Raw genomic sequence first — 21,522 nt, forward strand, 5'->3', positions numbered from 1 at the left:
GCATTCACCTCGCGGGTGCCCTTCTGCTCGGGACATCATGACTTCTACCATCACGATTTTCCCTTGCACGAAGGGCATTTCCGTGTCACGACACAGCCATCACCCACATCAGGCTGAAAAATCAGGGTCAGATACCCGGGAACTTTCTGATGTTGTCGCCGTCGTCGTTGTCGCTGTCGTCGTTGTCGCCGTCGTCGTTGCCGGGGTGCATCGGCAGCAGGACCGCCTTGAGCCCCAACGCCTTCAGCTGGTCCGGGGTCCGCCGGACACCCCGGGGGTTGCACCGTGCATGTGCACCACTTCCTGCCGTCAGTCCGGATACGTGACGCCGGTGCCTTCCTCGGAGATCCGCCACAACCTCGACGTTTCCGGCTCGTCGCGCGCCAAGCGCGGGACTGCGGCGAATGTGACTCCGCGGCACGCGGTTTCGTAGAATCCCCGCGGACCGTAGTACTTGCCAGCCGCAGCGTGGGGATGCGGCGCAGCAGGGTGGGCGGCACGATCTGCAGTTCCATCCGGGCCAGCTGCTGACCGACGCACTGGTGGCGCCCGTAACCGAAGCCGACGTGCGGGCCGTCGTCTCGGGCGAGGTCCAGCCGGTCGGGGTCGGGGAACTGGCGCGCATCCCAGTTCGCCGGTGCCACATCGAGAATGATGCCCTCGCCGGCCCGGATCGTCTCGCCGCCGATCTCGATGTCCTCGACGGCGATGCGGCGCTGGCCGGTCTGGATGATGCTGAGGTAGCGCATCAGCTCTTCGACGGTGCCGGCGATCACCTTGGGGTCGTCGGTGTCACGCATCAGCGCCAGCTGGTCGGGATGATCGCGCAGGGCCGCGATGCTCAGGCTGAGCATGTTCGCGGTCGTCTCATGGCCGGCGATCAGCACCCCGGTGGCCAGTTGCGCGGCCTCGCGCACGCTGAGCTCTTCGGCGTTGACCCGCTCGGCGAGGTCGGACACCAGGTCCTCGGACAGATCGTGCATCTTGGTCCGCACCAGATTGGCGATGTACTTCGCCAACGAGGCCGCGCCTTCGGTGGTGTCCTGCGCGGTGGCGTAGCGGCCCATGCCCCGCGCAGCCTGCGCCTGGAAGAATTCCGCGTCCCCGTACGGCACGCCCAGCAGCCGGCTGATGACCAGCGACGGGACGGGCAGCGCCACCGTGCCGACGATGTCGCCCGGCTTCGAGCCGCCCAGCAGGGCGTCGATGTGCTCGTCGGTGATCTTCTGCACCGCGGGGCGCAGCGCCTCGACCCGCTTGAACGTGAACGGTTTCGAGAGCATCCGCCGGAAGCGGGTGTGCTCCTCGGCGTCGGAGGTGAAGACCGACCGCGGCCGGGTGTGCACCGTGGCCAGCATGCCCGCGTTCCAGTGCGGGTAGCCGGGCAGCCGGTCGTCGACGCTGGCGCGGGAGTCGGTGAAAGGCGCGGATCGCGTCGTAGCCGTGGATCAGCCAGGGCGTGCTGCCGTCCCAGATCCGGACCCGGCTGAGTTGTCCGGTCGCATTGAGCGCCAACGACTCCCGAGGCGGGGCGAAGGGGCAACCGGGCTCGCCTGTCATCGGGAACCCGGGAATGTCGGTGGCGGTGCCGGTCGAGATGTCTGTCATGGTGCCTTTCGGTTGTGGCCGCGTTCGTTCCGGCGACTCCTAGCCGCCCGCCGCGCTCACGTGCACCGGCGCACGCCACAGGCCCACGATGGCGTCGATCAGGCCTTCGCCGGCGACCGGCCACGCCGAACGCGATCCGGGCCCGTGTTCGGCCAGCGCCGCCTCATGCTCGGCGCAGGTGTGCATCAGCAGGTTGCGCACCATCACGGTTCGTTCCGAACGCACCCGTCCGGGCAGGTCCGGAAGGCAGCGGTTGATGCCGTCGACGGTCCGCACCAGCCCCGGCGAGGTGAGTGCGTCTTTGGTCACGACGTGGCGGTACGCCGGGTCGGCCATCGCCTGAGCCGCGAAACGCGCGTACCAGCTCGGCACGCCCAGCGTCGCCAGGTGATCGGTGAGCGGGCGCACCAGTGCGCCGACCCAGTCCCGCAGCTCGGCCGAATCGCCGACATCGGCCAGCATCCGGGTGCGCAGCTGCTCGATCGGCTCGTGGTGCTTGCGCTCGATCGCACGCAGCAGGTCGGTTCGGGTGCCGAAGTGGTAGCACGCGGCGGCGTTGTTGCCCTGACCCGCGGCCTCGCTGATCTGCCGGTTGGACACGGCGTACATCCCACGCTCGGCGAACAAGACCTCGGCGGCCGACAAGATCGCCTCCCGGGTGCCCGTCGACCTCTCGGCACGAACCATCCGCACGGCGGTCATCGCCTCAGTGAACACCTGCCGAGGTATTAAATCAAACAATTTATTCAGCGCTGGACCGGTCCTTCCGCGCCCGCGCCCGCCACGCGGCGCCGGCACGGTGAAACCCCTCCCGGCCAGGGGATTTCACCCGCCGGACACCTGCCTCACATCGCCGGGCGAATACAGTGGCGGTATGAACCCGCTGCAGCGGCTGGCGCGGAACCCGACGGCCTACCGACTGCTGATGCCGGCGGGGGGACCCCTCATCGAGGGTGCCGAGGCGCTGCTTCGCTTCCTCAGCGTCGGGCGCGTCGGCGTGCTCGACGCCGCAGGGCTGCCCGGCGTGCGCATCACGGCCTCGGGCCGCAAGACCGGACTGGCCCGGACGGCCACGGTCCTGTGTACCCCGGTGGACGACGGACTGGTGGTGATCGGCTCCAACTGGGGCCGCCGGCGCCACCCGGCATGGTCGGCCAATCTCAAATCCGCACAACAGGTCAGCGTGCGCAGGCGCGGCCGGGTGTGCACCGCCAGGGTGCGGTTGCTCACTGGCGACGAGCGCGAGCGGGCATGGGTCGCCGCGCTGGAACGTTGGCCCAACTATCGGATCGCCGAAGACCGCTCCGGCGGAAGGGAATTCCGCGTTTTCCTGCTCACGCCGGCCGCGTAGGTTTCGGCGAGTCGCGACACTAGCCTGGCTTGCGAAGATGGGCGCCCAGCAGCTGCTGCCAGCCCCTGGACATGTTCTGAAACTCTTCCTCGCAGTTGCCCGCCCGGTCTTCGGGGAGGTCGCCCGACGTGACGATGCCGGCGTTGGCCACCGGATCGGAGCCGTAGATCCAGCATTCCCAGTTGTACATCCGCGTGATGTCCATCGAGTGGCCGTCCCAGAACGGAAGGTCGTTCGCGTCGCCGGACTCTTTTGCGCTCAACTTCCACTCCTGGGCGGTGTTGGTCGCGATGCGGACACCGTTGGGATAGGGCTGTCCGTCGGCGCCCGGCGTGAGCAACATGAACGCCGACAGCTGGTCGGCCACGTCCTCCTCGCGCCCTGTGAAAGCCAGTTCGTAGATGGCGACCGTGGCGTGACCCAGCTCGTGGTAGGCCGCGGAAACCGTCTCGTCGACGGCGGGGGTCACCGGGTTCGGGCTTCCGTTGCCGGCGAAGAGCTGTTCGGCGTGGTCCCGGGCCTCGTAGCAGAGCTGAATCTCGTTGGTGGGGGGATCGTAGAAGTCGTTGTCCGTGTTGCACTGCTTGCCCACCAGCCCGAGATCGGACGGCAGCACCAGGCTGTCCTCGATGTGCTGAGCGAGGTCTTCGAGCACCTTCGCGTCCTGCATGATCTGGCGACCGTGCCGCGCCTCGAGCGTTTCCGCATCTTCGTAGCGGACCTTTACTTTTCCGGACGGGGGCGCCGGCTTGGCCGCCCGCGCTGCCTGGGCCGACGGACTTCCGGCCGGTCCGGACCCGGCCTGGTGGCCGGCGCCCCCACAGCCGGCTCCCGTGAGCACCGCGGCACACACCGCGGCGGCGACCGCTGCCCTCATCGTGCCAACTCCTGTCCCGGTTGTCCCTGGTGCCGCCGCGCGCGGGGAGCCTGCGGGGCCCGGCGAAATCGGCCGTCGGCGCCCACCCGGTAGCTCTGGACCATCGACGAGATGCCCACGGCGAGCACCACTATTCCCGTGCTGACGTGCAGAACCATCGACGGCTTCGGCGACCTGCGTTCGGTCACGCGCAGCACGGCAAGCCCGACGGCGACCGCCAGCAAAGCGGCGGCGAAGTAGGTCGGCGAAATAGGTCATCGTGCTGCCGCGCTCGGCGTGTTCGCGCAGGACGGGGGTCGGGCCGGCGGCCGGCTGTAGAGCCACCGGCCGGCGTTCGTGGTGATCGGCGGCAACACCATCGTGACCGCCGCCGAGATCAGCGTCACCCACAGCAGTTGGCCGCGCCGGGTGGCCGGCCACAGTCCGCACACGATCTCCAGCAGGGCGGTCAGCGGCACCAGCACCACGACGAAATGCAGCAGCAGGACATGAGCCGGCAGGCCGTTCACGACGTCCATCGAACTCCTCGGCTGGTCGGAGCTGCCCGCCGCCGGTTCGGGTCGCCGGCCGCGCCCGAAACAATAGCGCCGGCGCGCGCAAAGGTGCGGGCGGACATGGCTTGCGGGAGCGATCGGACACCCGCCGGGGGATCAGCCGCCGAGCCCCTTCTTGACGGCCGCGTCTTGCTTCTGGCCGACGTCGGTCATGAAGTCCTGGGGCACCAGCGAACCCGGCGGGCCGTCGAATTGCAGCGTGACGAGGGCCCTGCCCTCGGTGAACAGCAGCACCGTCACACCCCTGAGCCCATCGGGGGAGTCTCCGGACAGCGTCGTGCCGCCGGTGCCGATGTTGGCCGGGCGTGACGTCGGCTTCTTGACGACGTCGCCCTGGGCGCCTTTTGCCGCGTTGAGCGCATCCGTTGCCGCGGCGGGGTCGGCGAACACCTGGATGGTGTCCTTGATCAGATGACTGCCGTCTTCGTCGCGGAATGTCATCGCGACGCCCGGCCGGCCGTTCGGGTTGTCCGTCGGCGGACCTGCGGTGAACGTCACCGGGGCATTGAGGTCGGTCGCCGTGATCAGCAACCCCGCATATTCGCCCGGCCGTGCGGGCGCGCCCGACGTCGGTGCCGGGCCGCGGCTGCCCGGGGCCGAGGTGGCGGAACCGGGTTTCGGGGTCGATGACGTCGAATGGCTGCCGCAACCGCTCGTGGCGACCGCCAGCGCCGTCGCCACGGCCGCACCCGCCGCCACCGCCGCAGAGATCCTCACCGCACGCGCTCCTTCCCGGGCTGCCTCGGGCGAAGCAATCCGTCTCGAATGCCGAATCGGACAGTACATCGCCGGGAAACCGGGCGGGCCGGAAAGGGCGCGCCGCCCCGCCCAGAGCGGCGCTACTCCAACTGGTCGCGCAGGCAGCACAGGGTGTTGGCGAGGATGCGCGAGACCTGCATCTGCGAGACGCCGATCCGCTCGGCGATCTGGCTTTGCGTCATCGATTCGAAGAACCGCATGTGCAGAACCTCACGTTCGCGCCGGGGCAGCGCGCTCACGAGGGCGCGGACCGCTTCCCGGTTGGTGATGTGGTCGATCCGGGGATCGATGCCACCGACAGCGTCGGCCACCAGGCGGGGCTTGCCCGAACTGTCGGTGCCGATGGGCGCGTCCAGGGATTCCAGCCGATAGGCGTCACCCGCGACCAGGCATTCGACGATCTCCTCGTGGGGGACCTCTAATGCCCGAGAGAGTTCGGCGGCCGTCGGTGCCCGCCCCAGCTTCTGCGCCAAATCGGCTGTGGTCCTGCCGATTTGGACGTGCAGCTCGCGCAACCGGCGCGGCACCCGCATGCCCCAGCTGTAGTCACGAAAGTAGCGGCGGACCTCACCCATCATGGTGGGTACCGCAAATCCGATGAAACTGGGGCCTTTTGCGGGGTCGAATCGGTTGATGGCGTTCATCAGGCCCAGGCGTGCGACCTGGGTCAAGTCGTCGAGTCCTTCGCCGCGGCGCCCGAAATGGCTGGCCACGTGGTCGGCCAGCGGCAGGCAGCGGGCCACGATGCGTTCGCGTTGTCGTTTGTACTCGTGCGACTCGGCCGGCAGCTGCCGCAGCGCGACGAACATCTCGACGACGTCGTCATAGGAGTCGTCCCCTCGTTGGGTGGTGCCGCGGGCCGGGCGGGGCGGCGCCAATACGTCGGTCATCGGATGGAGGACCCCCGCCTCCGGATTTTGCTCGTGCACCAAAAAGTTGGCATGGACTGGCTCTTCCTCTGCGCCGTATGCAGCGGGACGGCTCGGCAGGTGAATGCGCAGGCGCTCCCACGGCACCCGTATCCGTGTGGATGTGGCCGAAGCGCGCACGGTACTAACGGGACGTGGCAGAAGACCTGGAGTCGTTTGCCACGGAAACCCAGCAGCCGAGCGGATGACTGGCCGCTTTGGGCTAAACGACCCGTCCAGAACGGATTCAGAAACCAGTATACGCGACATCGCACCGACGCGCGATGGGTCGACGGAAGCTGGTCTGCGGGAACGCTTCTAACCCGGTTCCCGGACGAGCTAAATCGTAGCCAGGCACATCCGCACGCCCGACGAGGGGCATCTCGGAATCCAGGAAAGCCTTTGTCAGGCGGCCGAATCGCGCCGCGGAGAGCCCGAAGACTCCGGCCTTGACCGCTTTGCCCGCTGCCGACCGTCGGTTGGCGTGCAGTTCAGCCCGCACGACCGGCCCGGTTGGCGCAGCCGGACGCGGCGGCCGGGTACTGTTCGACCGATGCCTAACACTCGTGCCGCGTCACCGGCTCACCATCGCGCTCGGAAATTCTTTTCGCGCAACGGCTTCCGGTACGCGTCGCGTCGCCCGGAAAGCCCGCTGCGATGAGTGGCACGAGTCTGCTGGCCGGGCGCGGCGCGGTGGTGTCCGGCGGCAGCCGGGGGATCGGACGCGCGGTTGCCGGACTGCTGTGCGACCTCGGGGCCGGCGTGGTGGTCAACGGGCGGGACGAAGCCGCGGTGGACGCGACCCTCGGGGCGTTGACGGCCTCGGGCGGGCGGGCGACCGCGGTCGTCGGTGCCGCCGACGACGAGCGCATTGCCGGCGCGCTCGTCGAGGAATGCATCGGTGCGTTCGGCACCCTTGACGTCCTGGTCAATTGCGCCGGGGTCGCCGAGCCGCCGGGATCGTCGATCCTGAACATCTCGGCGGCCGAGTTCGACCAGCTGATCGGTGCGCACCTGGGCACGGCGTTCCACACCTGCCGGGTCGCCGCCCGCGTCATGGCCGCGCAGGGACACGGGTCGATCGTCAACACCAGTTCGGTGGCGTTTCTCGGCGACTACGGCGGCACCGGGTACCCCGCGGGCAAGGGCGCCGTCAACGCACTGACGATGGCCATCGCCGCCGAGCTGAAGGTCTACGGGGTGCGGGCCAACGGGGTGTGTCCCGGAAGCGCGCACGCGGCTGTCCACCGGGGCCGAGTACGAGGAACACATCGCGGACCTGCATCGTCGCGGGCTGCTCGACGAGGTGACCGTGCGGGCGTCGCTGGACAGCGCCCCGCCGAGTTCGTGGCCCCGCTCTACGCGTACCTCGCGAGCGACCTGGCGCGCGGCGTGACGGGTCAGATCTTCATGGCTGCAGGGGGATTCGTCGGCAGGTTCGACCGTCCGGCGCCGCGGGTGCTGGGCTACCGCGATCACCGCGACGCCGGTCCGTGGTCGACAGCGGACCTGCACGAGATGCTCGGTACCGGGTCATGAACCCGTTTGGCGCCGCTCGATCAGCAGGATGAACGTCGGGAGCCAGGACTCCTGTCGGAGTTGTCGATCAGGCCCTCGATGCGTGCGCCGATCGCGCGCTGCAGCTCGGCTCGCCTGGCGACCGCGGTGTCGACGGTGTGTCAGGATGCCGCCGCGGGGCGCCGGCGCGCGCGTGGCGGCTCCGGCGAACGAAGCGTCTCCATCGTGCGCACCAGTTGCGGGTAGGCGATCGCGGGCCCTATCCAGCGGGTGAGGTAGCGCCGCAACTCGGGGCCGCTGCGCGGTGGCCGTCCCGGATCCGCGAGAAACGAATGCAGCACCCGAAGGCAGAACTCGTTCAGCTCGTCCAACGCCACTTCGTCGAAACCGCAGCGCTCCCAATCGATGTCGAAGCGATGCAGCATAGAACGGCCGAAGGCCAGGGCGGTGTCCGACATGATCGACACCTTCTGCCCGCCGCGGTGGCGCTGGTTCAGCACGAATGCGACCTGCTTGTCGGAGGCCAGCTGTTCGACCGCGAAGGCGACCCCCTCCGTCACGGCCACGACCGGGTCGGTGATCCCCTCGAGGTGGGCCGCCGAACGGTCGAGGAACCCGTCGGCCGACCGCATCGCGGATGCCACCAGCAACGCCTGCGTACCGGGGAAGTACCGATAGACGGTCTGCCGGGTCACCCCGAGGACCCGGGCCACGTCGGCGATGCGCATCGCCGAGCCGCGCTCGTCGATGATCGCGTCGGCGGCGTTCAGGATGCGCTCGATCGCCTCCTCGTCGGAGGCGGGCGCGTTACCCGCCCAACCGTGGCTGCGCATGCTCAGCGAACGGCGGTCTGGCGTCCGGTCGTCCCCACAGGCGGATCATAGCGTTTGCGGGACCGGGCTCGGCCCCGCACGGCGCGGCGCGTGTGCGTCCCGTCGCACCACGAGCCATCGCGGTAGACACCGTCGTCGGTATGTATGATCACCGAAACCTGGAGGCGCAAGCGCGGGGCCCGGCAGGGAGGCCGAACTATGCGGTACGACACGGTGATCCTCAACGGCCGCTGGTTCGACGGAACGGGCGCACCGTCGGCTTTGCGGAACATCGGTGTGCGCGACGGCCGCGTCGCGACGGTCACGGCCGGACCGCTGGAGGCGGCGGGCGCCGACATCGTCGACGCGACGGGTCAGTGGGTGATTCCCGGCATCATCGACATCCACACGCATTACGACATCGAAACACTCTGCGAGCCGGCACTTTCCGAGTCGCTGAGGCACGGTGTGACGACCGTGCTGCTGGGCTCGTGCTCGCTGTCCACGGTCTACCTGAACAACGTCGACGCCGGCGACATCTTCGGCCGCGTGGAGGCGATACCCCGGCGCTACGTCATCGAGTGGCTGGACCGGGCGCGCTCCTGGAGTGATCCCGGCGAATACGTCGCCGCACTCGAGCGGCTGAACCTGGGCCCCAACGTCGCCGCCTTCATCGGCCACTCCGACATGCGGGCCGCGACGATGGGCCTGGACCGGGCGACCCGTAAAGACGTGCGGCCCTCCCCGGCGGAACTGGCGCGGATGGAATCGATGCTCAACGATGCGCTGGACGAGGGATTCGTCGGGATGTCCTCGCAGCAAATGCTGTTCGACAAACTCGACGGCGAGGTCTGCCGGTCGCGCACGCTGCCGTCCACCTACGCCGGCCCGCGCGAGCTGCGCCGCCTGAACGCCATTCTCCGGCGGCGCGACAAGATCTTGCAGTCCGGGCCCGACATCAATAATCCCCTGTCGGTGCTCTCGCAGCTGGTGACCGCGCTGGGGATCGGTCGCCCGCGGCTGAAGACCAGCCTGCTGTCGGCCGCGGACATCAAGGCCATCCCGCCCGTCATCCACGTCATGGACCGGCTCGGGCGGCTCGTCAACGCCCTGGGCGGCGACTTCCGCTGGCAGCATCTGCCCGTGCCGTTCGAGGTCTACGCCGACGGAATCTCGTTGGTGATCTTCGAGGAGTTCGGCTCCGGTGCCGCAGCGCTGCACCTACAGGACGAGGTCGAGCGCAACCAGCTGATGCGCGACGAGGAGTACCGCCGCCGGTTCCGCAGCGACTACGGCCAGAAATTCGGCCCCAGGGTGTGGCATCGCGACTTCTTCGACGCCGAGATCGTGGCCTGCCCCGATCGGTCGGTGGTCGGCAGGTCGTTCGGGCAGGTGGGCCTCGATCGCGGGGGGCTGCACCCGGTCGACGCCTTCCTCGACCTGGTCGTCGAGCACGGCGAGAAGCTGCGCTGGCGCACCACCATCTCCAACCACCGCCCCGAACTGCTCCGCAAGCTGGCGCAGAGCCCGGCCGTCCAGATGGGTTTCTCCGACGCCGGCGCGCACCTGCGCAACATGGCCTTCTACAACTCCGGGCTGCGCCTGCTGCGTCACGCTTACGACGCCGACAGGCGGGGCACGCCGTTCCTGTCGATGGAACGCGCGGTGCACCGGCTCACCGGCGAACTCGGGCTGTGGTACGGCATCGACGCGGGCACGCTGCGCGAAGGCGACCGGGCCGACGTCGTCGTGCTCGACCCCGCCAAGCTCGACGATTCCCTCGACCGCTACGCCGAGCACCCGGTGCAGTCCTACGGCGGGCTGTCGCGGATGGTCAACCGCAACGACGACACGGTCCGCGCGGTGTTGGTGTCGGGGCAGCTCGCGTTCGGCGCGGGCAAAGCCTCTCCCGCGCTGGGCAATCGCAAGCTCGGGCGCTTCCTGCGGGCGGGCCGTCCGTCGCGCAGGCTGGCCGCGGCATAGCCGCCTATCCGGCCGCGGACGCTCCCAGGATGAGCTCCACGGCCCGGTCGAGCTGTCCGGCGATCTCCCGATACGTGACGAAACGGGCCGTCATCAGCGCGCCGGCGAACGTCATCTGCAGCGTGGTTTTCACCGCGCGGGGCCAGCCGGGGCCCAACGCCGCCCCGATCCGCCGGGACACCTCCTCGCCGATCTGCTCCCGCAGGGGCGCGACCGCCGGGTCGTCGGCCATCAGCGCCGCGCCGCAGGCGGTGGTCAGCTCGGGTTCGTCGGCGACCGCCACGGCCATGTCCCTCAGGGTGGCGCTGACCCGGGTCTGGGTCGTGTCGTTGACGTCGGTGTGCAGCGGCAGGTCGCGCAGGAAGCGCAGGTAGACCGCGGCCACCAGCGCGCTTTTCGACGGAAAGTAGGTGTAGGCGCTCGCCGGCGAGACCCCGGCCCGGGTCGCGACCGCGCGCATCGTCAGGTTCGCGTACGACGATTCGCGCAGCTCCGCCAATCCGGCGTCGAGCACCTTGCGGATGGTCTGCCCGGGACGGCGGTCGGACCGGCGTGCCGCGCCGGCGCCCGGAGAAGCCACAGCTCTGGACACCGATCCAGTGTAGGAACGCCGCGCCGGCAACCGTCGGCATCCGCTCGGTCGGGCCCCGAGTAGGGTGACGCGCGTGGTCGAGGGTGACCGGCTCCGCTGGGACGAGCGGTACGCCAGCCTCGGGCCGCCCGGGGTGCGCGCGGTTGCGGTTCCCGATGTCTTCGCCGCTCATGCCGACGTTTTCCCCACCACCGGACGCGCCCTCGATCTGGCCTGTGGGCAGGGCCTCGGCAGCGTCTGGCTGGCCCGGCGGGGGCTGGAAGTGCTGGGTTGGGACGTTTCGCCGGTGGCCGTCGGCCACGCCCGGGATCTGGCCCGCCGCAGCGGGGTCGGCGGTCGCTGCCGCTTCGAGGTCGTCGACTTCGACGACGGTCTGCCGGCCGGCCCGCCGGTCGAGGTCGTCCTGTGCCACAGATTCCGGGATCCCCGGCTCGACCGGGCGGTCATCGCGCGAGTGGCGCCGGGCGGGTTACTGGCCGTCGCCGTGCTCAGCGAAGTCGGGCGGGGCCCCGGCCCGTACCGTGCGGCCGCCGGCGAGCTCCCGCGCGCGTTCGCCGACCTTGACGTGCTGGCCACCGGCGAAGGGGAGGGCCATGCCTGGCTGCTGGCACGCGCGTGACGGCCGGGGCACGTCGGGCAACTGATGTCGGATCGGTTTTCAGGCGGGTTGCCGTCGCTGCGCTGCGGCCTTGCGGCCGGCGATCTTGGCGCGGACCGCACTCATGTCCAACGCCTGCACCTGCGCGATCAGGTTCTCCAGCACGGCGGGGGGCATCGCGCCGGCCTGGCTGTAGACCAGCACGCCGTCGCGAAACGCCATGATGGTCGGTACCGAACGGATTCCCAGCGTGGCCGCCAACTCGGGCTCGGCCTGGGTGTCGACTTTGGCGTGCACGATCTCGGGATGGGCCCGTGCCGACCGTTCGTAGACGGGCGCGAAGGCGTGGCAGGGTCGGCAGTATGCGGCCCAAAAGTCAACGAGCACTATCGAATTGCCGGCGATCGTCGACGCGAACGTGTCATGGGTGAGGTTGGCGGTGGTCATCTTCTCTCCTGAGGTTGGTTCCGCAGGTGCGAACGAAATACCCGGTGGGGTATATTCCGGGGCGTGGGACCGATTCGTCGAACCAGGGCACATATACCCCCCTGGGTACTATGATGGGGTAGGCAACCACGATGGAGGAACCAGTGATCGGCGAACAAGACAGCATGACCGCGGTGCTGAACAGGCTGCGGCGTGCGCAGGGCCAACTTGCCGGGGTGATCTCGATGATCGAGCAGGGACGCGACTGCACGGACGTCGTCACGCAGCTGGCCGCGGTGTCGCGCGCTCTCGATCGTGCGGGATTCAAGATCGTGGCGACCGGATTGAAGGAATGCGTCACGGGTACCACGGCCAGCGGCGCGGCTCCCATGAGCGAAGCCGAACTCGAGAAGTTGTTCCTCGCCCTCGCGTGATGCGGGGGATCACAGCCCAGGCAAGAAAGGACGGAGTCGTCATGGATATCTCAATCGCGACACCGCTGCACACCTCCTTCGACGACGCGGTCGCGCGGACGCGCGCCGCGCTGGCGGAGCAGGGGTTCGGGGTGCTGACCGAAATCGACGTGAAGGCAACGCTGAAGGCAAAACTGGGCGAGGAAATGGAGGACTACCTGATCCTGGGTGCCTGCAACCCGCCCCTGGCGCATCGCGCCGTGTCGGCGCACCGCCAGATAGGGTTGTTGCTACCGTGCAACGTCGTCGTGCGCACCGACCCCGACCACGCCGGCACCGTGCTCGTCGAGGCGATGAACCCCGGCCTCATGGTGGAGTTCACCGGTGAGCCGGAGCTGCGCCCGGTCGCCGAGGAAGTCACCGGCAAACTGCAAGCGATGATCGACTCCCTGAAGAACAGTTCACCGGTGCCCGCGGGCGAATAGGGACGTATACCCGCGGGGGTATAAGATGGTAGCCATGTCAGACCAGCAGAATCACCACAAGGTCCTCGAGGACCTCCTGCCCCAGCACCGCGCACTTCGCCAGCAGATCCCCGAGGTCTATAAGGGTTTCGCGGCCCTCAGCGGGGCCGCATTCAACGAGGGTGCCCTGAGCCGCAAGGTCAAAGAACTGCTCGCGATGGCGATCGGCGTCGTCGAGGGGTGCGACGGGTGCATCGCGTCGCACGCCCAGGCGGCCGCACGCGCCGGTGCCACACCGGAGGAAGCCGCCGAGGCGATCGGCGTCACTTTCCTCATGCACGGCGGGCCGGCCACCATCTACGGCGCCCGGGCCTACAGCGCATTCTGTGAATTCGCCGACGCCAAGACGTCATAGACGCCCGGGCCGGCCGGCCCGGGCGTCTAGGGTCCGATGACGAATGGCACGACCTTGAAGGACCAAAGTCACGGCGTGCCGGTCGACTGCTGACCTTTGCATCGGCCAGCCTTAGCTTGGTGCGTGGAGCCCTTATGACCGCCTTCATGCGAAACAGCGACGCCTTCACGTGGGCAATGGAAAGTGACCCGCGGCTGAGGTCGACCGTGGTCACCGTCATGCTGCTGGACCGATCCCCGGACTGGCAGGCGGTGCGCGAGCGCTTCGACCTGATGAGCCGCAAGCTGCCCATATTCCGCCAGCGGGTGGTGGCGTCACCGCGGCCGGCTCCGCCGCGGTGGGAATACGACCCGAACTTCGACCTCGCCTACCACCTGCGGAGGGTCGCGGTGCCGGCCGGCGGCACGCTGCACGACGTGCTCGAAATGGCCCGGCTGGCAGGGATGCAGGATTTCGACCGGGCCCGGGCGCTCTGGGAGACCACGCTGGTCGAGGGCCTCGACGACGGCGGCGCGGCGGTGATCTGCAAGTTCCACCACGCGCTCACCGACGGGATCGGTGGTGTTCAGATCTCGATGAACCTGTTCAACCTCTCCGAAGACGTGTATGCGCGTGAGCCCATGCCCCCCGAGCCACGAGCGGCCGGGCCGTCGCTGCTCGAGCGCTACCGCGACGCGTTGAGGTACGACACCGGCGTCCTCGGCAGCGCCGTGGCGGGCGCGGTGACGTGGGTGCCGCGACTGATGGTCGACAGTGTGCGACGGCCCGCCGCGACCATTCGTTCGGCCGCCTCCACCACGGCGTCCGTGTACCGGACGGTCCGGCCGATCACCCGGGCCGGGTCGCCGCTGGTGACCGACCGCGGGCTGAACCGTCGTCTGTGGGTTCACGACGTCTCGAGGCCACTGCTGCGGGAGGCGGCCCACCGGTGCGGCGGGGCGCTCAACGACGCGTTCGTCGCCGGGGTGGCCGGGGCGTTGCGGCGATATCACGACGAGCACGGCGTCACGGTGGGCGACCTGCACCTGACGATGCCGGTCAGCCTCCGGACACCGGTCGACGACATCGGGGGGAACCGCATCACGCTCATGCGGTTCGACGTGCCCGCCGGGGAGACCGACCCGGCAGCGCGGATCAGGGCGATCCATCAGCGCAGCAGCGCGGTGCGCGACGAACGGTCCCTGCCCTACACGCAGGCGATCGCCGGAGCCCTCAACCTCATGCCACGGTGGTACATCGGTTCCGTCCTGCGTCATGTCGATTTTTTGGCCAGCGACGTGCCCGGGGTGCCGGTCCCGGTCTTTCTCGGCGGCGCGGCGGTGCGCGCCCAATACGCGTTCGGCCCGACGATCGGCTCGTCGGTCAACGTCACGTTGCTCACCTACGTCGACACCTGCGCCCTGGGCATCAACGTCGACACCGCCGCGATACCCGACCACGACGTCTTCCATGACGCGATGGTCGCCTCGTTCGACGAATTGCTGGCGCTGGCAGAGTAATCCGATTTCGCTCCGAAACGGCCGATCCCGAAACGGTCACGGGTGCATACCGATCGGGACGGATATCTGGCGTACTCGCGCGCGATGAACAAATCATGGCTACGTGCGTCAAAGGGAATCAGCGCGTCAAAGGGGATCACTGTTACGGATTTCGCGCGTGCACGGCGACGCGCCCCGCTGTGCGAACGGCGGATCGGGGTGGGGGACAACGGGAGGTATCCACGACATGATGGCGAACTGGGTTCCCGCCCAGACATCGTACGGCCCGCATTCCGGGCGCATCCTCGACACGGCGCGGGGCATTATCATCGGGCTGCGCCGGTGCCGTTCCGACCTCGCTTTCGACGAACTGCACAGTGCCGCAAAGCGTCACCGGGTGCCGGTGTTCGCACTGGCCTGGGCGCTGGTCCACCTGGCCGGCGGCGGCGAGAAGACCTCCAGCTTCCTGGATGCGCAGACCGCGGCCCGCCAGGAGTGGGGACAGTTGTTCGGGGCCGCCGCCGCGACCTGCTGAGTGAGGGTGAAAGAGGTTGGCACGGCCGAGCTTTCGCGGGGTACCGCGGCCGTCGCCAACCCCCTCCAGCCGGGCACTGACCGAAAGGCCTTGGCGCAGGGCTGACGTCAGTGTGCGCGCGGGACAGGCCGGGTCGGCACGACGACCAGCGGTCAGCGCGCCGCGGGGTTCTCACGGCTGCGCCGGCGGCTTGGCCGTGGGGGACGGGCCCACCACGACGAACGCCTCGACCGCCGTGTCCTGCTCGAAACCCGCGATCTCGACGCGCCACTCGTAGATCCCCGGCTCCAACGGGATTCCCGCCGGGATGTTCAGGGTGAGCGGCATGCGCACCGAGGTGCCGTGGATGGCCCCCGGCGGGCGACCTGCCTCGGCCGATGCCTCGAAGCAGATGCGCTGAGGCCCGTTCGGGCCCGGCACCGACACCGGGCCGCCGTCGGTGGTCAGCAGTTGACAGGTCAGCTTGTGCGGCTTGTTGGTCTCATTCCAGTCGATGTCCAAAAACAGCACCAAAGCGATGGCGGGAGTAGGTGTTTGGCACTGCCGCCAGCCCAATCCGAGGGCATTGACCTTGCCCGATTGCGCGTCGGCCTGTGCCGCGTCCGCGAGGAACAGGCTGATCTTCATGCGACCGCCGGAGCCGCGGTCATTCGTCCGGTTGACACCATGTGCTGCCCTGCCATTGCTGCCCTGCCATTGCTGCCGACCCCCACCGAATCCATGTTCTGCTGTTAAAAGCTGGATGTTACGCCGTTACCCGGGACCGGGCGCGGCCCCGCATGGCCACGACGCCACCGGGCCGGCGTGCCGGGTCGCGGCGCGCGCCTGTGGCGCTGTTCACAGACCCGTCGGCAGGGCGGACGGGGATCGCTTCCGGCGACGCGACCAGATCAGCGACCGTTCCGGCGGGCGACGTGAGACGGTATAAGCCTATGCAGAACCACGATTACCTCACCTACGAAGAATTCGGTCGCAGATTCTTCGAATACGCCGTCACCCCCGAGCGCGTCGCGGCCGCATTCGCCGACATCGCGGGCAGCGAGTTCGCCATGGAACCGATCGCCCAGGGGCCCGGCGGGATCGCCAAGGTCAGCGCCAACGTCAAGATCCACGACCCGCGGGTGACGCGCCGTCTCGGTGACAGCATCACCTTCGTCATCCATATCCCGCTGTCGATCGACCTGCTCCTCGACCTGCGGCTCGACAAGCAGCGGTTCGTCGTCTCCGGTGACATCGCCCTGCGCGCGACGGCCCGCGCGGCCGAGCCGCTGCTGCTGATCGTCGACGTCTCCAAACCGCGCCCCTCCGACATCACCGTCAACGTGTCGTCCAAGTCCCTCCGCGGCGAGGTGCTGCGCATCCTGGCCGGCGTCGACGGTGAGATCCGTCGATTCGTCGCCCAGTACGTCGCCGAGGAGATCGACGCGCCCCATTCCCAGTCCGCACAGGTCATCGACGTGGCCCAGCACCTGAACGAGGCCTGGCCGTAGACGGTCCCGCGCAGGTGTGAGCCCGCGCGCATCCGGGTATGCATTCCCGCGATCGCCCATGCCCCCATGTCGACGTGGAGGAGCGAAGAACTTGGCACGAGTGGACGTTTCGATGGCCTCGGACGTGGAGCCCGCGACCGCCTGGAAGCTCGCTTCCGACCTGCGCCGATTCGACGAGTGGATGACGATATTCGGCGGGTGGCGCGGCTCGGTGCCATCGACGATAGAAAGGGGCACCGAGGTGTCGTCGTGCGTCAAGGTCACCTTCATCTCACCGCCGACCTGGGCGGCGGTCTGCTGAGCAGCCCGATCGGCAGCCTGGTCGCGCGGGTGATCCGGTCCGACGTCCGCAAGTCCGTGGACAACCTCGCGTCGTTGCAGTGACCCCGGGGTCGGCGGGCTACCGGCCACCGACCAGCCAGTCGCGCTCGGCTTGGCGGATTCGCCTGCGGTCCATGGCAAGCCACGCCAGCCCGGCGCCGAAGGCCAGCAGGCCGATACTCGCGGCGTACACCCCCGCGCGGGCGTGGCCCAGGGCGAAGTTCGCGATACCCACCAGCAGCACCAGCGCGGCCACCGCGACCACGACGTGGCCGGGCGTTCGTTGCCCCTCCTGCATCGGCGGATTCATGTCCCGGCGGGTGGCCCGATCGTCATCGACAAGACCGCGCGCACTGTGCGCCATGAGCGCCCCCTCTGCTTACCCTGCGGCCGCATCCGCCGGTGTGGCCGACGCGGATCTCTCGTAGGAGCTACCCGAAAAGGCTTTCGAACAAACGAGATCGAACCGTCAGCCCGGATCGCGGGGCAGCAACCGCCGCACGGCCCGCGTCTCGATGGCGTTGATCGTCAGGGCCCGCCGGTCCATCCGCCAGCCCGCATCCGTCAACGTGTATTCGTCATCGTAACGAAGGTGCCACGCCACGTCGGTCACCTCGTCGCCGCGCCGATTCCAGTGATGCGCGACGCACGCGATGCGTCCCCGCGCGTACCCGGGGCCCGGCGACTCGTCGTACACCTCGCCGACGATCGCGTGTTCGGTCCGCACCACCGCTGCCACCGCCGACACCGCCGCGGCGATGGCCTGCCGCCCCCGGTGCACGTGGACCGGGGACAGCACATCCGGCGGATCGGGCACCGCCAGTTCGGCCGTGGGGGTGAAAAGCTTTGCGGCGGAGTCGAATCGACGGTCGTCAACCCTGGCCGCATAGCGATGCACCAGGTCGCTCAGGGCCACCCGGTCCTCCGCCGAAAGTGTCATCGCCGACGCGTCGCGCTCACGAAGCCAGCGACAGGCGCTGCGCGCAGGCCGAGAGCAGGTCCCTGGCCTGCTCGATGTCGGCGGTGGGTGGCATCGCCAGGACCAGGCGGTCGGCGCCCTGGTCGGCCAGTGCGCCCGCGCGCTCGGCGTCGATCTTGGTCACCAGATGGCCCAGCGAGACTTCCAGGCCTGCCGGGTCCCGTCCCGCCGACGAGGCCTCCTCGCGCATCACCGCAAGCAGGGAGGCGAGTTCGCGGCCGCTCACGCCGAGTGGCTGGAAGCCGTCGCCGAGTCGGCCGGCGCGGCGCGCCGCCGCTCGGCTGTGCCCGCCGACGTGCACCGGGAGCCGTTGGGCAGCAACGGGTTTGGGATAGCACATGACGTCGTCGAAGTCGAAGAATTCGCCGTGGAACGACGCACCTCGGGGCTCGTCGGCCCACAGCGCCCGCAACACCGCCAACTGCTCGTCGGCGCGCCGGCCCCGGCCGTCGAAGTCCGTACCGCAGGCTTCCAGCTCTTCCTTGAGCCAGCCGACCCCCACACAGAGCCGCAGTCTGCCACCCGACAGCGCATCCACGGTCGCGGCCCTTTTGGCCAGCACCACCGGATGATGGTTGGGCAGCACCAGCACTCCCGTGGCCAGCCCCAGCCGGCTGGTGTGGCCGGCCAGGAAGGCCAGCAGATCGAGCGGGTCGGGAATCGGGCAGTCGGCCGCCAGGCCGACGCGCCCGGAACTGTCGTAGGGATAGACGCTCTCGTAGCGGGTGAGAAGAACAGTGTGCTCGACGACCACGATGGATTCGAATCCGCACGACTCGAGGTGCTCGGCGAAACTCGCCATCCAGCCGGGGTCGGCGGTCACACCGTCGGCGACCGGGGCCACCACCGATACCTTCATGGCCGTCAAAGCTACAGGGGCTGCACCGGGCGGCTCAGCGGTCACCCGACCTGCCGGTGGCGGGCGCGATCGCGGCGCGGACCGCCTCGGCCAGGGCCCCCGCCCGGCGGTCGGTGAACACGTCCTCGAGCATCATCTGCCGGCCGTCCGGCCCGGTCAGCGGAACCCGCCAGTTGGGGTATTCGTCGGTGGTTCCCGGCTGGTTCTGGGTGCGGCGGTCGCCGACCGCGTCGGTCAGCGCCACCCCCACCAGCCGCGAGGGCGTGCGGCCCAGATACCGGTAGAGGGCGACGACGACCTGCTCGGGGTCGTCGTCGCCGTCCCCGAGCAGGCCCACCCGGCGCAGCTCGGCCAGCCAGGCCGCCAGCTCCGTGCGGTCCGACGCAAGTTCCTCCGCCACGGGCCGGGTCAGCAGGCCGAGGGATTCGCGCAGCCGGACGTGGTCGCCGGCCAGGTAGCCGGCGGTGGGCGGCAGATCGTGGGTGGTGACCGATGCCAGGCAGTACTCCCGCCAGCGCTCGGCCGGCAGCGGGCCGCCGCAGCCGTCGCGGTCGAGTTCGAACCACAGGATCGAGGTGCCCAACAGGCCGCGTAACAAGAGGTAGTCGCGCACCCACGGTTCGACCGTGCCGAGGTCTTCGCCGACCACCAGCGCCCCGGCCCGGTGCGCCTCCAGGGCCACGATGCCGATCATCGCCTCGTGGTCGTAGCGCACGTAGGTGCCCTCGGTGGGCGGGGCGCCGGCGGGGATCCACCACAGCCGGAACAACCCGATGATGTGATCGATGCGCACGCCGCCCGCATGCCGCAACACGGCCCGGATCAGCGCGCGGAACGGCCGGTATTCCTGCTGTTCCAGCCGGTCCGGTCGCCACGGCGGCTGGGACCAGTCCTGACCGAGCTGGTTGAACTCGTCCGGCGGCGCGCCGGCGCTCACGCCCGGTGCCAGGGCGTCCTGCAGGGCCCATGCGTCTGCGCCGTCGGGATGCACGCCGACGGCCAGGTCGTGCACGACGCCCAGGGCCATCCCGGCCCGCACCGCCTGCGACTGCACCGCGGCGAGCTGGTCGTCGAGCTGCCACTGCATCCAACGGTGGAAGTCGACGGCGTGCGGATGCTTCTCGGCGAACCTGGCGACGCCCTCGGCGCCGGGATGCTGCAGCGAGTCCGGCCAGCGATGCCAGTCGGCGCCGAACCGTTCGGCCAGCGCACACCACGTGGCGAAGTCGTCGAGCGGGCGGCCCTCGCGCTCCCGGAAGGCCGCGTAGGCCAGCTCGCGGCCCGCGGATCGGGGGACCCGGTGCACCAGCTCGAGCGCGGCGCGCTTGGCGGCCCATGCCCTGTCGCGGTCGATCGAGTCGACCCGGGCCGCCCGGCGTTGCACGTCCGACCGCAGCTGGCGCACGCGGCCGCGCTTGCCCAGCTCGGCGAACTCGGGGATCGCCTCGACGCGAAGGTAGAGCGGGTTGACGAAACGCCGCGACGTCGGCAGGTACGGCGACGGCTCCATGGGGAGCGTGGGGGCCGCTGCGTGCAGGGGGTTGACGAGTAGGTAGTCGGCGCCGTGGCGGCACGCCGACCACACCGCCAGGTCCGTCAGGTCGGTGAGGTCCCCGACGCCCCACGACTGGCGCGACCGCACGCTGTAGAGCTGGGTGGACAGGCCCCATGCGCGCCGGGCGCCGAGCCGTTCGGGGACGCCGAGCCAGTCCGGCGTCACGACGAGCGCGGTGCTGTCCTCGGTGCCCGCGGACCGCAGGTGCACCCGGTGGTAGCCCAGCGGCAGGTCGCCGGGCACCACGAAACTGGCCTCGCCGACCCAACGGCCGTCCAGGTCGAACGGCTCGGTGAAGTTGTCGACCTGGCGGATCCCGCCGCACACCGTCCCGTCCTCAAGCTGCAACCACACCTCGGCCGGGTCCCCGTGGGTCACGTGGACCCAGAACCGGATCTGATCGCCGCTGCGCCCGACGAGGGTGGCCGGCAAACGGCGCCCCCAGTACGACCGCAGGTGCGCGGTCAGGGCGACGTTGCGCTCCTGCTCGTTGCCGGCGGCGACGCCGAATGCGGCCAGCACCGCCACGAGCGTGCTCGCGGGCACCGACACCTGCCGCCCGGTCCAGTCCTGGTACTCGGTGGCGATGCCGAAGCGCCTGGCCAGCTCGACCAGCGACGGCGCATGCTCAGTCATGCCGCCCATCCTTCCCTGGGGGCGCGCCCATCGCCTCCGCAGCCGCGGCGAGCTCCGGGCGACCACAACATTGCCCAGCTCAGCGCCGTGTTCGCCGAAAGTCGTCGCTCGACAGGACGGGGCGGCGATCCGCAGCTACCATGCCCTGTGGAGACATGTCCTCTAAGACATGTCCCGTGGAGATAGGCCCCGTGGAGATAGGCCCCGTGCAGACACGAATATTCCGGCCGAGGATCGGGTGGGGGAGCGGAAAGTGCCAGCTCAATGACGCACGTCGCCGCGGGCACCGTGCGCGAACCCGTTCCGGGCACAGCGGCCGGATTCCTCCCTTGGGCAAGCGCAGCGTGGCGAGGTCCGTGCGGGTGGCTTACGGTTAACGATGGTATTCGCG

22 protein-coding genes and 4 pseudogenes are annotated in these 21,522 nt (G+C 69.4%); 11 read left to right on the forward strand and 15 right to left on the reverse strand.

Features of this window, described 5'->3' with window-relative positions:
* Positions 1-309: 309 nt before the first annotated feature.
* From FPZ47_RS30385 to FPZ47_RS01910, 3 genes and pseudogenes are all read right to left on the reverse strand, one after another.
* A pseudogene (locus FPZ47_RS30385) lies at positions 310-504 on the reverse strand (short chain dehydrogenase); the annotation flags it as partial.
* A pseudogene (locus FPZ47_RS01905) lies at positions 456-1,608 on the reverse strand (cytochrome P450); the annotation flags it as partial. The pseudogenes FPZ47_RS30385 and FPZ47_RS01905, both read right to left, overlap by 49 nt.
* Before the next feature lie 39 nt (positions 1,609-1,647).
* Positions 1,648-2,325 carry a TetR/AcrR family transcriptional regulator gene (locus tag FPZ47_RS01910; RefSeq protein WP_144947252.1) on the reverse strand — a complete coding sequence of 226 codons (678 nt, stop codon included), beginning with the start codon at positions 2,323-2,325 and terminating at the stop codon, positions 1,648-1,650.
* A gap of 157 nt (positions 2,326-2,482) precedes the next feature.
* Between FPZ47_RS01910 and FPZ47_RS01915 the strand changes: the two genes are divergently transcribed.
* Complete coding sequence (locus FPZ47_RS01915; RefSeq protein WP_144947255.1) at positions 2,483-2,959, forward strand: nitroreductase family deazaflavin-dependent oxidoreductase; 477 nt, start codon at positions 2,483-2,485, stop codon at positions 2,957-2,959.
* Between the two features lie 19 nt (positions 2,960-2,978).
* On the opposite strand, the gene FPZ47_RS01920 is transcribed toward FPZ47_RS01915, so the two are convergent.
* The 4 genes and pseudogenes from FPZ47_RS01920 to FPZ47_RS01935 form a co-directional block, all read right to left on the reverse strand.
* Positions 2,979-3,836 carry a DUF4344 domain-containing metallopeptidase gene (locus FPZ47_RS01920; protein ID WP_144947258.1) on the reverse strand — a complete coding sequence of 286 codons (858 nt, stop codon included), beginning with the start codon at positions 3,834-3,836 and terminating at the stop codon, positions 2,979-2,981.
* Positions 3,833-4,354 (reverse strand): annotated as a pseudogene (locus FPZ47_RS30545) (hypothetical protein). Before FPZ47_RS30545 ends, FPZ47_RS01920 begins: the two are co-directional and overlap by 4 nt.
* 132 nt (positions 4,355-4,486) lie before the next feature.
* A complete protein-coding gene (locus FPZ47_RS01930) occupies positions 4,487-5,107 on the reverse strand; it encodes a hypothetical protein (RefSeq protein ID WP_144947261.1) in 621 nt (206 codons plus the stop codon).
* A gap of 122 nt (positions 5,108-5,229) precedes the next feature.
* Positions 5,230-6,039, reverse strand: a complete 810-nt coding sequence (locus FPZ47_RS01935; protein WP_144947264.1) for a SigB/SigF/SigG family RNA polymerase sigma factor — start codon at positions 6,037-6,039, stop codon at positions 5,230-5,232.
* 675 nt (positions 6,040-6,714) lie between these two features.
* Here FPZ47_RS01935 and FPZ47_RS01940 point away from each other — a divergent pair.
* Complete coding sequence (locus tag FPZ47_RS01940; RefSeq protein ID WP_246133240.1) at positions 6,715-7,596, forward strand: SDR family NAD(P)-dependent oxidoreductase; 882 nt, start codon at positions 6,715-6,717, stop codon at positions 7,594-7,596.
* A gap of 140 nt (positions 7,597-7,736) precedes the next feature.
* On the opposite strand, the gene FPZ47_RS01945 is transcribed toward FPZ47_RS01940, so the two are convergent.
* Entirely contained in the window at positions 7,737-8,408 is a 672-nt protein-coding gene (locus FPZ47_RS01945; protein WP_144947267.1) for a TetR/AcrR family transcriptional regulator, read from the reverse strand.
* Positions 8,409-8,606: 198 nt separating this feature from the next.
* Here FPZ47_RS01945 and FPZ47_RS01950 point away from each other — a divergent pair, with 198 nt between their 5' ends.
* Positions 8,607-10,370, forward strand: a complete 1,764-nt coding sequence (locus FPZ47_RS01950) for an N-acyl-D-amino-acid deacylase family protein (RefSeq protein ID WP_144947269.1) — start codon at positions 8,607-8,609, stop codon at positions 10,368-10,370.
* A gap of 4 nt (positions 10,371-10,374) precedes the next feature.
* On the opposite strand, the gene FPZ47_RS01955 is transcribed toward FPZ47_RS01950, so the two are convergent.
* Entirely contained in the window at positions 10,375-10,962 is a 588-nt protein-coding gene (locus tag FPZ47_RS01955; RefSeq protein ID WP_144947272.1) for a TetR/AcrR family transcriptional regulator, read from the reverse strand.
* A gap of 73 nt (positions 10,963-11,035) precedes the next feature.
* Between FPZ47_RS01955 and FPZ47_RS01960 the strand changes: the two genes are divergently transcribed.
* Positions 11,036-11,581, forward strand: a complete 546-nt coding sequence (locus tag FPZ47_RS01960) for a class I SAM-dependent methyltransferase (RefSeq protein WP_144947274.1) — start codon at positions 11,036-11,038, stop codon at positions 11,579-11,581.
* A 39-nt stretch (positions 11,582-11,620) separates the two neighbouring features.
* Here FPZ47_RS01960 and FPZ47_RS01965 read toward each other — a convergent pair whose 3' ends face one another.
* Positions 11,621-12,007, reverse strand: a complete 387-nt coding sequence (locus FPZ47_RS01965; protein WP_144947277.1) for a thioredoxin family protein — start codon at positions 12,005-12,007, stop codon at positions 11,621-11,623.
* A gap of 143 nt (positions 12,008-12,150) precedes the next feature.
* On the opposite strand from FPZ47_RS01965, the gene FPZ47_RS01970 reads away from it, so the two are divergent.
* The 5 genes from FPZ47_RS01970 (at position 12,151) to FPZ47_RS01990 (ending at position 15,291) form a co-directional block, all read left to right on the forward strand.
* Positions 12,151-12,420 carry a metal-sensitive transcriptional regulator gene (locus tag FPZ47_RS01970; RefSeq protein WP_144947479.1) on the forward strand — a complete coding sequence of 90 codons (270 nt, stop codon included), beginning with the start codon at positions 12,151-12,153 and terminating at the stop codon, positions 12,418-12,420.
* A gap of 41 nt (positions 12,421-12,461) precedes the next feature.
* A complete protein-coding gene (locus FPZ47_RS01975) occupies positions 12,462-12,884 on the forward strand; it encodes a DUF302 domain-containing protein (RefSeq protein ID WP_144947279.1) in 423 nt (140 codons plus the stop codon).
* 34 nt (positions 12,885-12,918) lie between these two features.
* The gene (locus tag FPZ47_RS01980; RefSeq protein ID WP_144947282.1) at positions 12,919-13,278 is read left to right on the forward strand and encodes a carboxymuconolactone decarboxylase family protein; all 360 of its coding nucleotides are present in this window, start codon (positions 12,919-12,921) and stop codon (positions 13,276-13,278) included.
* Positions 13,279-13,412: 134 nt separating this feature from the next.
* Positions 13,413-14,777, forward strand: coding sequence for a wax ester/triacylglycerol synthase domain-containing protein (locus tag FPZ47_RS01985; RefSeq protein WP_144947283.1), 1,365 nt, complete (start codon positions 13,413-13,415; stop codon positions 14,775-14,777).
* A gap of 226 nt (positions 14,778-15,003) precedes the next feature.
* Complete coding sequence (locus tag FPZ47_RS01990; protein WP_144947286.1) at positions 15,004-15,291, forward strand: ANTAR domain-containing protein; 288 nt, start codon at positions 15,004-15,006, stop codon at positions 15,289-15,291.
* A 171-nt stretch (positions 15,292-15,462) separates the two neighbouring features.
* Here the strand turns inward: FPZ47_RS01990 and FPZ47_RS01995 are convergent, their stop codons facing one another.
* Entirely contained in the window at positions 15,463-15,918 is a 456-nt protein-coding gene (locus FPZ47_RS01995) for a DUF6941 family protein (protein WP_144947289.1), read from the reverse strand.
* Between the two features lie 305 nt (positions 15,919-16,223).
* On the opposite strand from FPZ47_RS01995, the gene FPZ47_RS02000 reads away from it, so the two are divergent.
* Both FPZ47_RS02000 and FPZ47_RS02005 read left to right on the forward strand, forming a co-directional pair.
* A complete protein-coding gene (locus tag FPZ47_RS02000) occupies positions 16,224-16,781 on the forward strand; it encodes a hypothetical protein (protein ID WP_144947292.1) in 558 nt (185 codons plus the stop codon).
* Between the two features lie 91 nt (positions 16,782-16,872).
* Positions 16,873-17,165, forward strand: a pseudogene (locus FPZ47_RS02005) (hypothetical protein).
* Between the two features lie 16 nt (positions 17,166-17,181).
* On the opposite strand, the gene FPZ47_RS02010 reads toward FPZ47_RS02005, so the two are convergent.
* The 4 genes from FPZ47_RS02010 to malQ all read right to left on the reverse strand — a co-directional run bounded on the left by FPZ47_RS02010 (position 17,182) and on the right by malQ (position 21,131).
* Entirely contained in the window at positions 17,182-17,466 is a 285-nt protein-coding gene (locus FPZ47_RS02010; protein WP_246133241.1) for a LapA family protein, read from the reverse strand.
* A gap of 105 nt (positions 17,467-17,571) precedes the next feature.
* Positions 17,572-18,042 carry a nuclear transport factor 2 family protein gene (locus tag FPZ47_RS02015; RefSeq protein WP_144947294.1) on the reverse strand — a complete coding sequence of 157 codons (471 nt, stop codon included), beginning with the start codon at positions 18,040-18,042 and terminating at the stop codon, positions 17,572-17,574.
* A gap of 16 nt (positions 18,043-18,058) precedes the next feature.
* Positions 18,059-18,940: an LLM class F420-dependent oxidoreductase gene (locus tag FPZ47_RS02020; RefSeq protein WP_144947297.1), complete on the reverse strand. Its 882-nt coding sequence runs from the start codon at positions 18,938-18,940 to the stop codon at positions 18,059-18,061.
* Positions 18,941-18,974: 34 nt separating this feature from the next.
* Positions 18,975-21,131 (reverse strand): 4-alpha-glucanotransferase, encoded by a 2,157-nt coding sequence (gene malQ / locus FPZ47_RS02025; RefSeq protein WP_144947300.1) that lies wholly within the window; start codon positions 21,129-21,131, stop codon positions 18,975-18,977.
* Between the last annotated feature and the right edge of the window lie 391 nt (positions 21,132-21,522).

Origin of the sequence: Mycobacterium helveticum (assembly GCF_007714205.1) — a bacterium.
In the GTDB taxonomy this organism is placed as follows: Bacteria; Actinomycetota; Actinomycetes; order Mycobacteriales; family Mycobacteriaceae; genus Mycobacterium; species Mycobacterium helveticum.

Coding starts and splice junctions, on each gene's coding strand:
- FPZ47_RS01915 (WP_144947255.1), top strand. CDS start 2,483: ATGAACCCGCTGCAGCGGCTGGCGCGGAACCCGACGGCCTACCGACTG.
- FPZ47_RS01920 (WP_144947258.1), bottom strand. CDS start 3,836: ATGAGGGCAGCGGTCGCCGCCGCGGTGTGTGCCGCGGTGCTCACGGGA.
- FPZ47_RS01935 (WP_144947264.1), bottom strand. CDS start 6,039: ATGACCGACGTATTGGCGCCGCCCCGCCCGGCCCGCGGCACCACCCAA.
- FPZ47_RS01940 (WP_246133240.1), top strand. CDS start 6,715: ATGAGTGGCACGAGTCTGCTGGCCGGGCGCGGCGCGGTGGTGTCCGGC.
- FPZ47_RS01945 (WP_144947267.1), bottom strand. CDS start 8,408: ATGCGCAGCCACGGTTGGGCGGGTAACGCGCCCGCCTCCGACGAGGAG.
- FPZ47_RS01950 (WP_144947269.1), top strand. CDS start 8,607: ATGCGGTACGACACGGTGATCCTCAACGGCCGCTGGTTCGACGGAACG.
- FPZ47_RS01965 (WP_144947277.1), bottom strand. CDS start 12,007: ATGACCACCGCCAACCTCACCCATGACACGTTCGCGTCGACGATCGCC.
- FPZ47_RS01975 (WP_144947279.1), top strand. CDS start 12,462: ATGGATATCTCAATCGCGACACCGCTGCACACCTCCTTCGACGACGCG.
- FPZ47_RS01980 (WP_144947282.1), top strand. CDS start 12,919: ATGTCAGACCAGCAGAATCACCACAAGGTCCTCGAGGACCTCCTGCCC.
- FPZ47_RS01985 (WP_144947283.1), top strand. CDS start 13,413: ATGACCGCCTTCATGCGAAACAGCGACGCCTTCACGTGGGCAATGGAA.
- FPZ47_RS01990 (WP_144947286.1), top strand. CDS start 15,004: ATGATGGCGAACTGGGTTCCCGCCCAGACATCGTACGGCCCGCATTCC.
- FPZ47_RS01995 (WP_144947289.1), bottom strand. CDS start 15,918: ATGAAGATCAGCCTGTTCCTCGCGGACGCGGCACAGGCCGACGCGCAA.
- FPZ47_RS02000 (WP_144947292.1), top strand. CDS start 16,224: ATGCAGAACCACGATTACCTCACCTACGAAGAATTCGGTCGCAGATTC.
- FPZ47_RS02010 (WP_246133241.1), bottom strand. CDS start 17,466: ATGGCGCACAGTGCGCGCGGTCTTGTCGATGACGATCGGGCCACCCGC.
- FPZ47_RS02015 (WP_144947294.1), bottom strand. CDS start 18,042: ATGACACTTTCGGCGGAGGACCGGGTGGCCCTGAGCGACCTGGTGCAT.
- FPZ47_RS02020 (WP_144947297.1), bottom strand. CDS start 18,940: ATGAAGGTATCGGTGGTGGCCCCGGTCGCCGACGGTGTGACCGCCGAC.
- malQ (WP_144947300.1), bottom strand. CDS start 21,131: ATGACTGAGCATGCGCCGTCGCTGGTCGAGCTGGCCAGGCGCTTCGGC.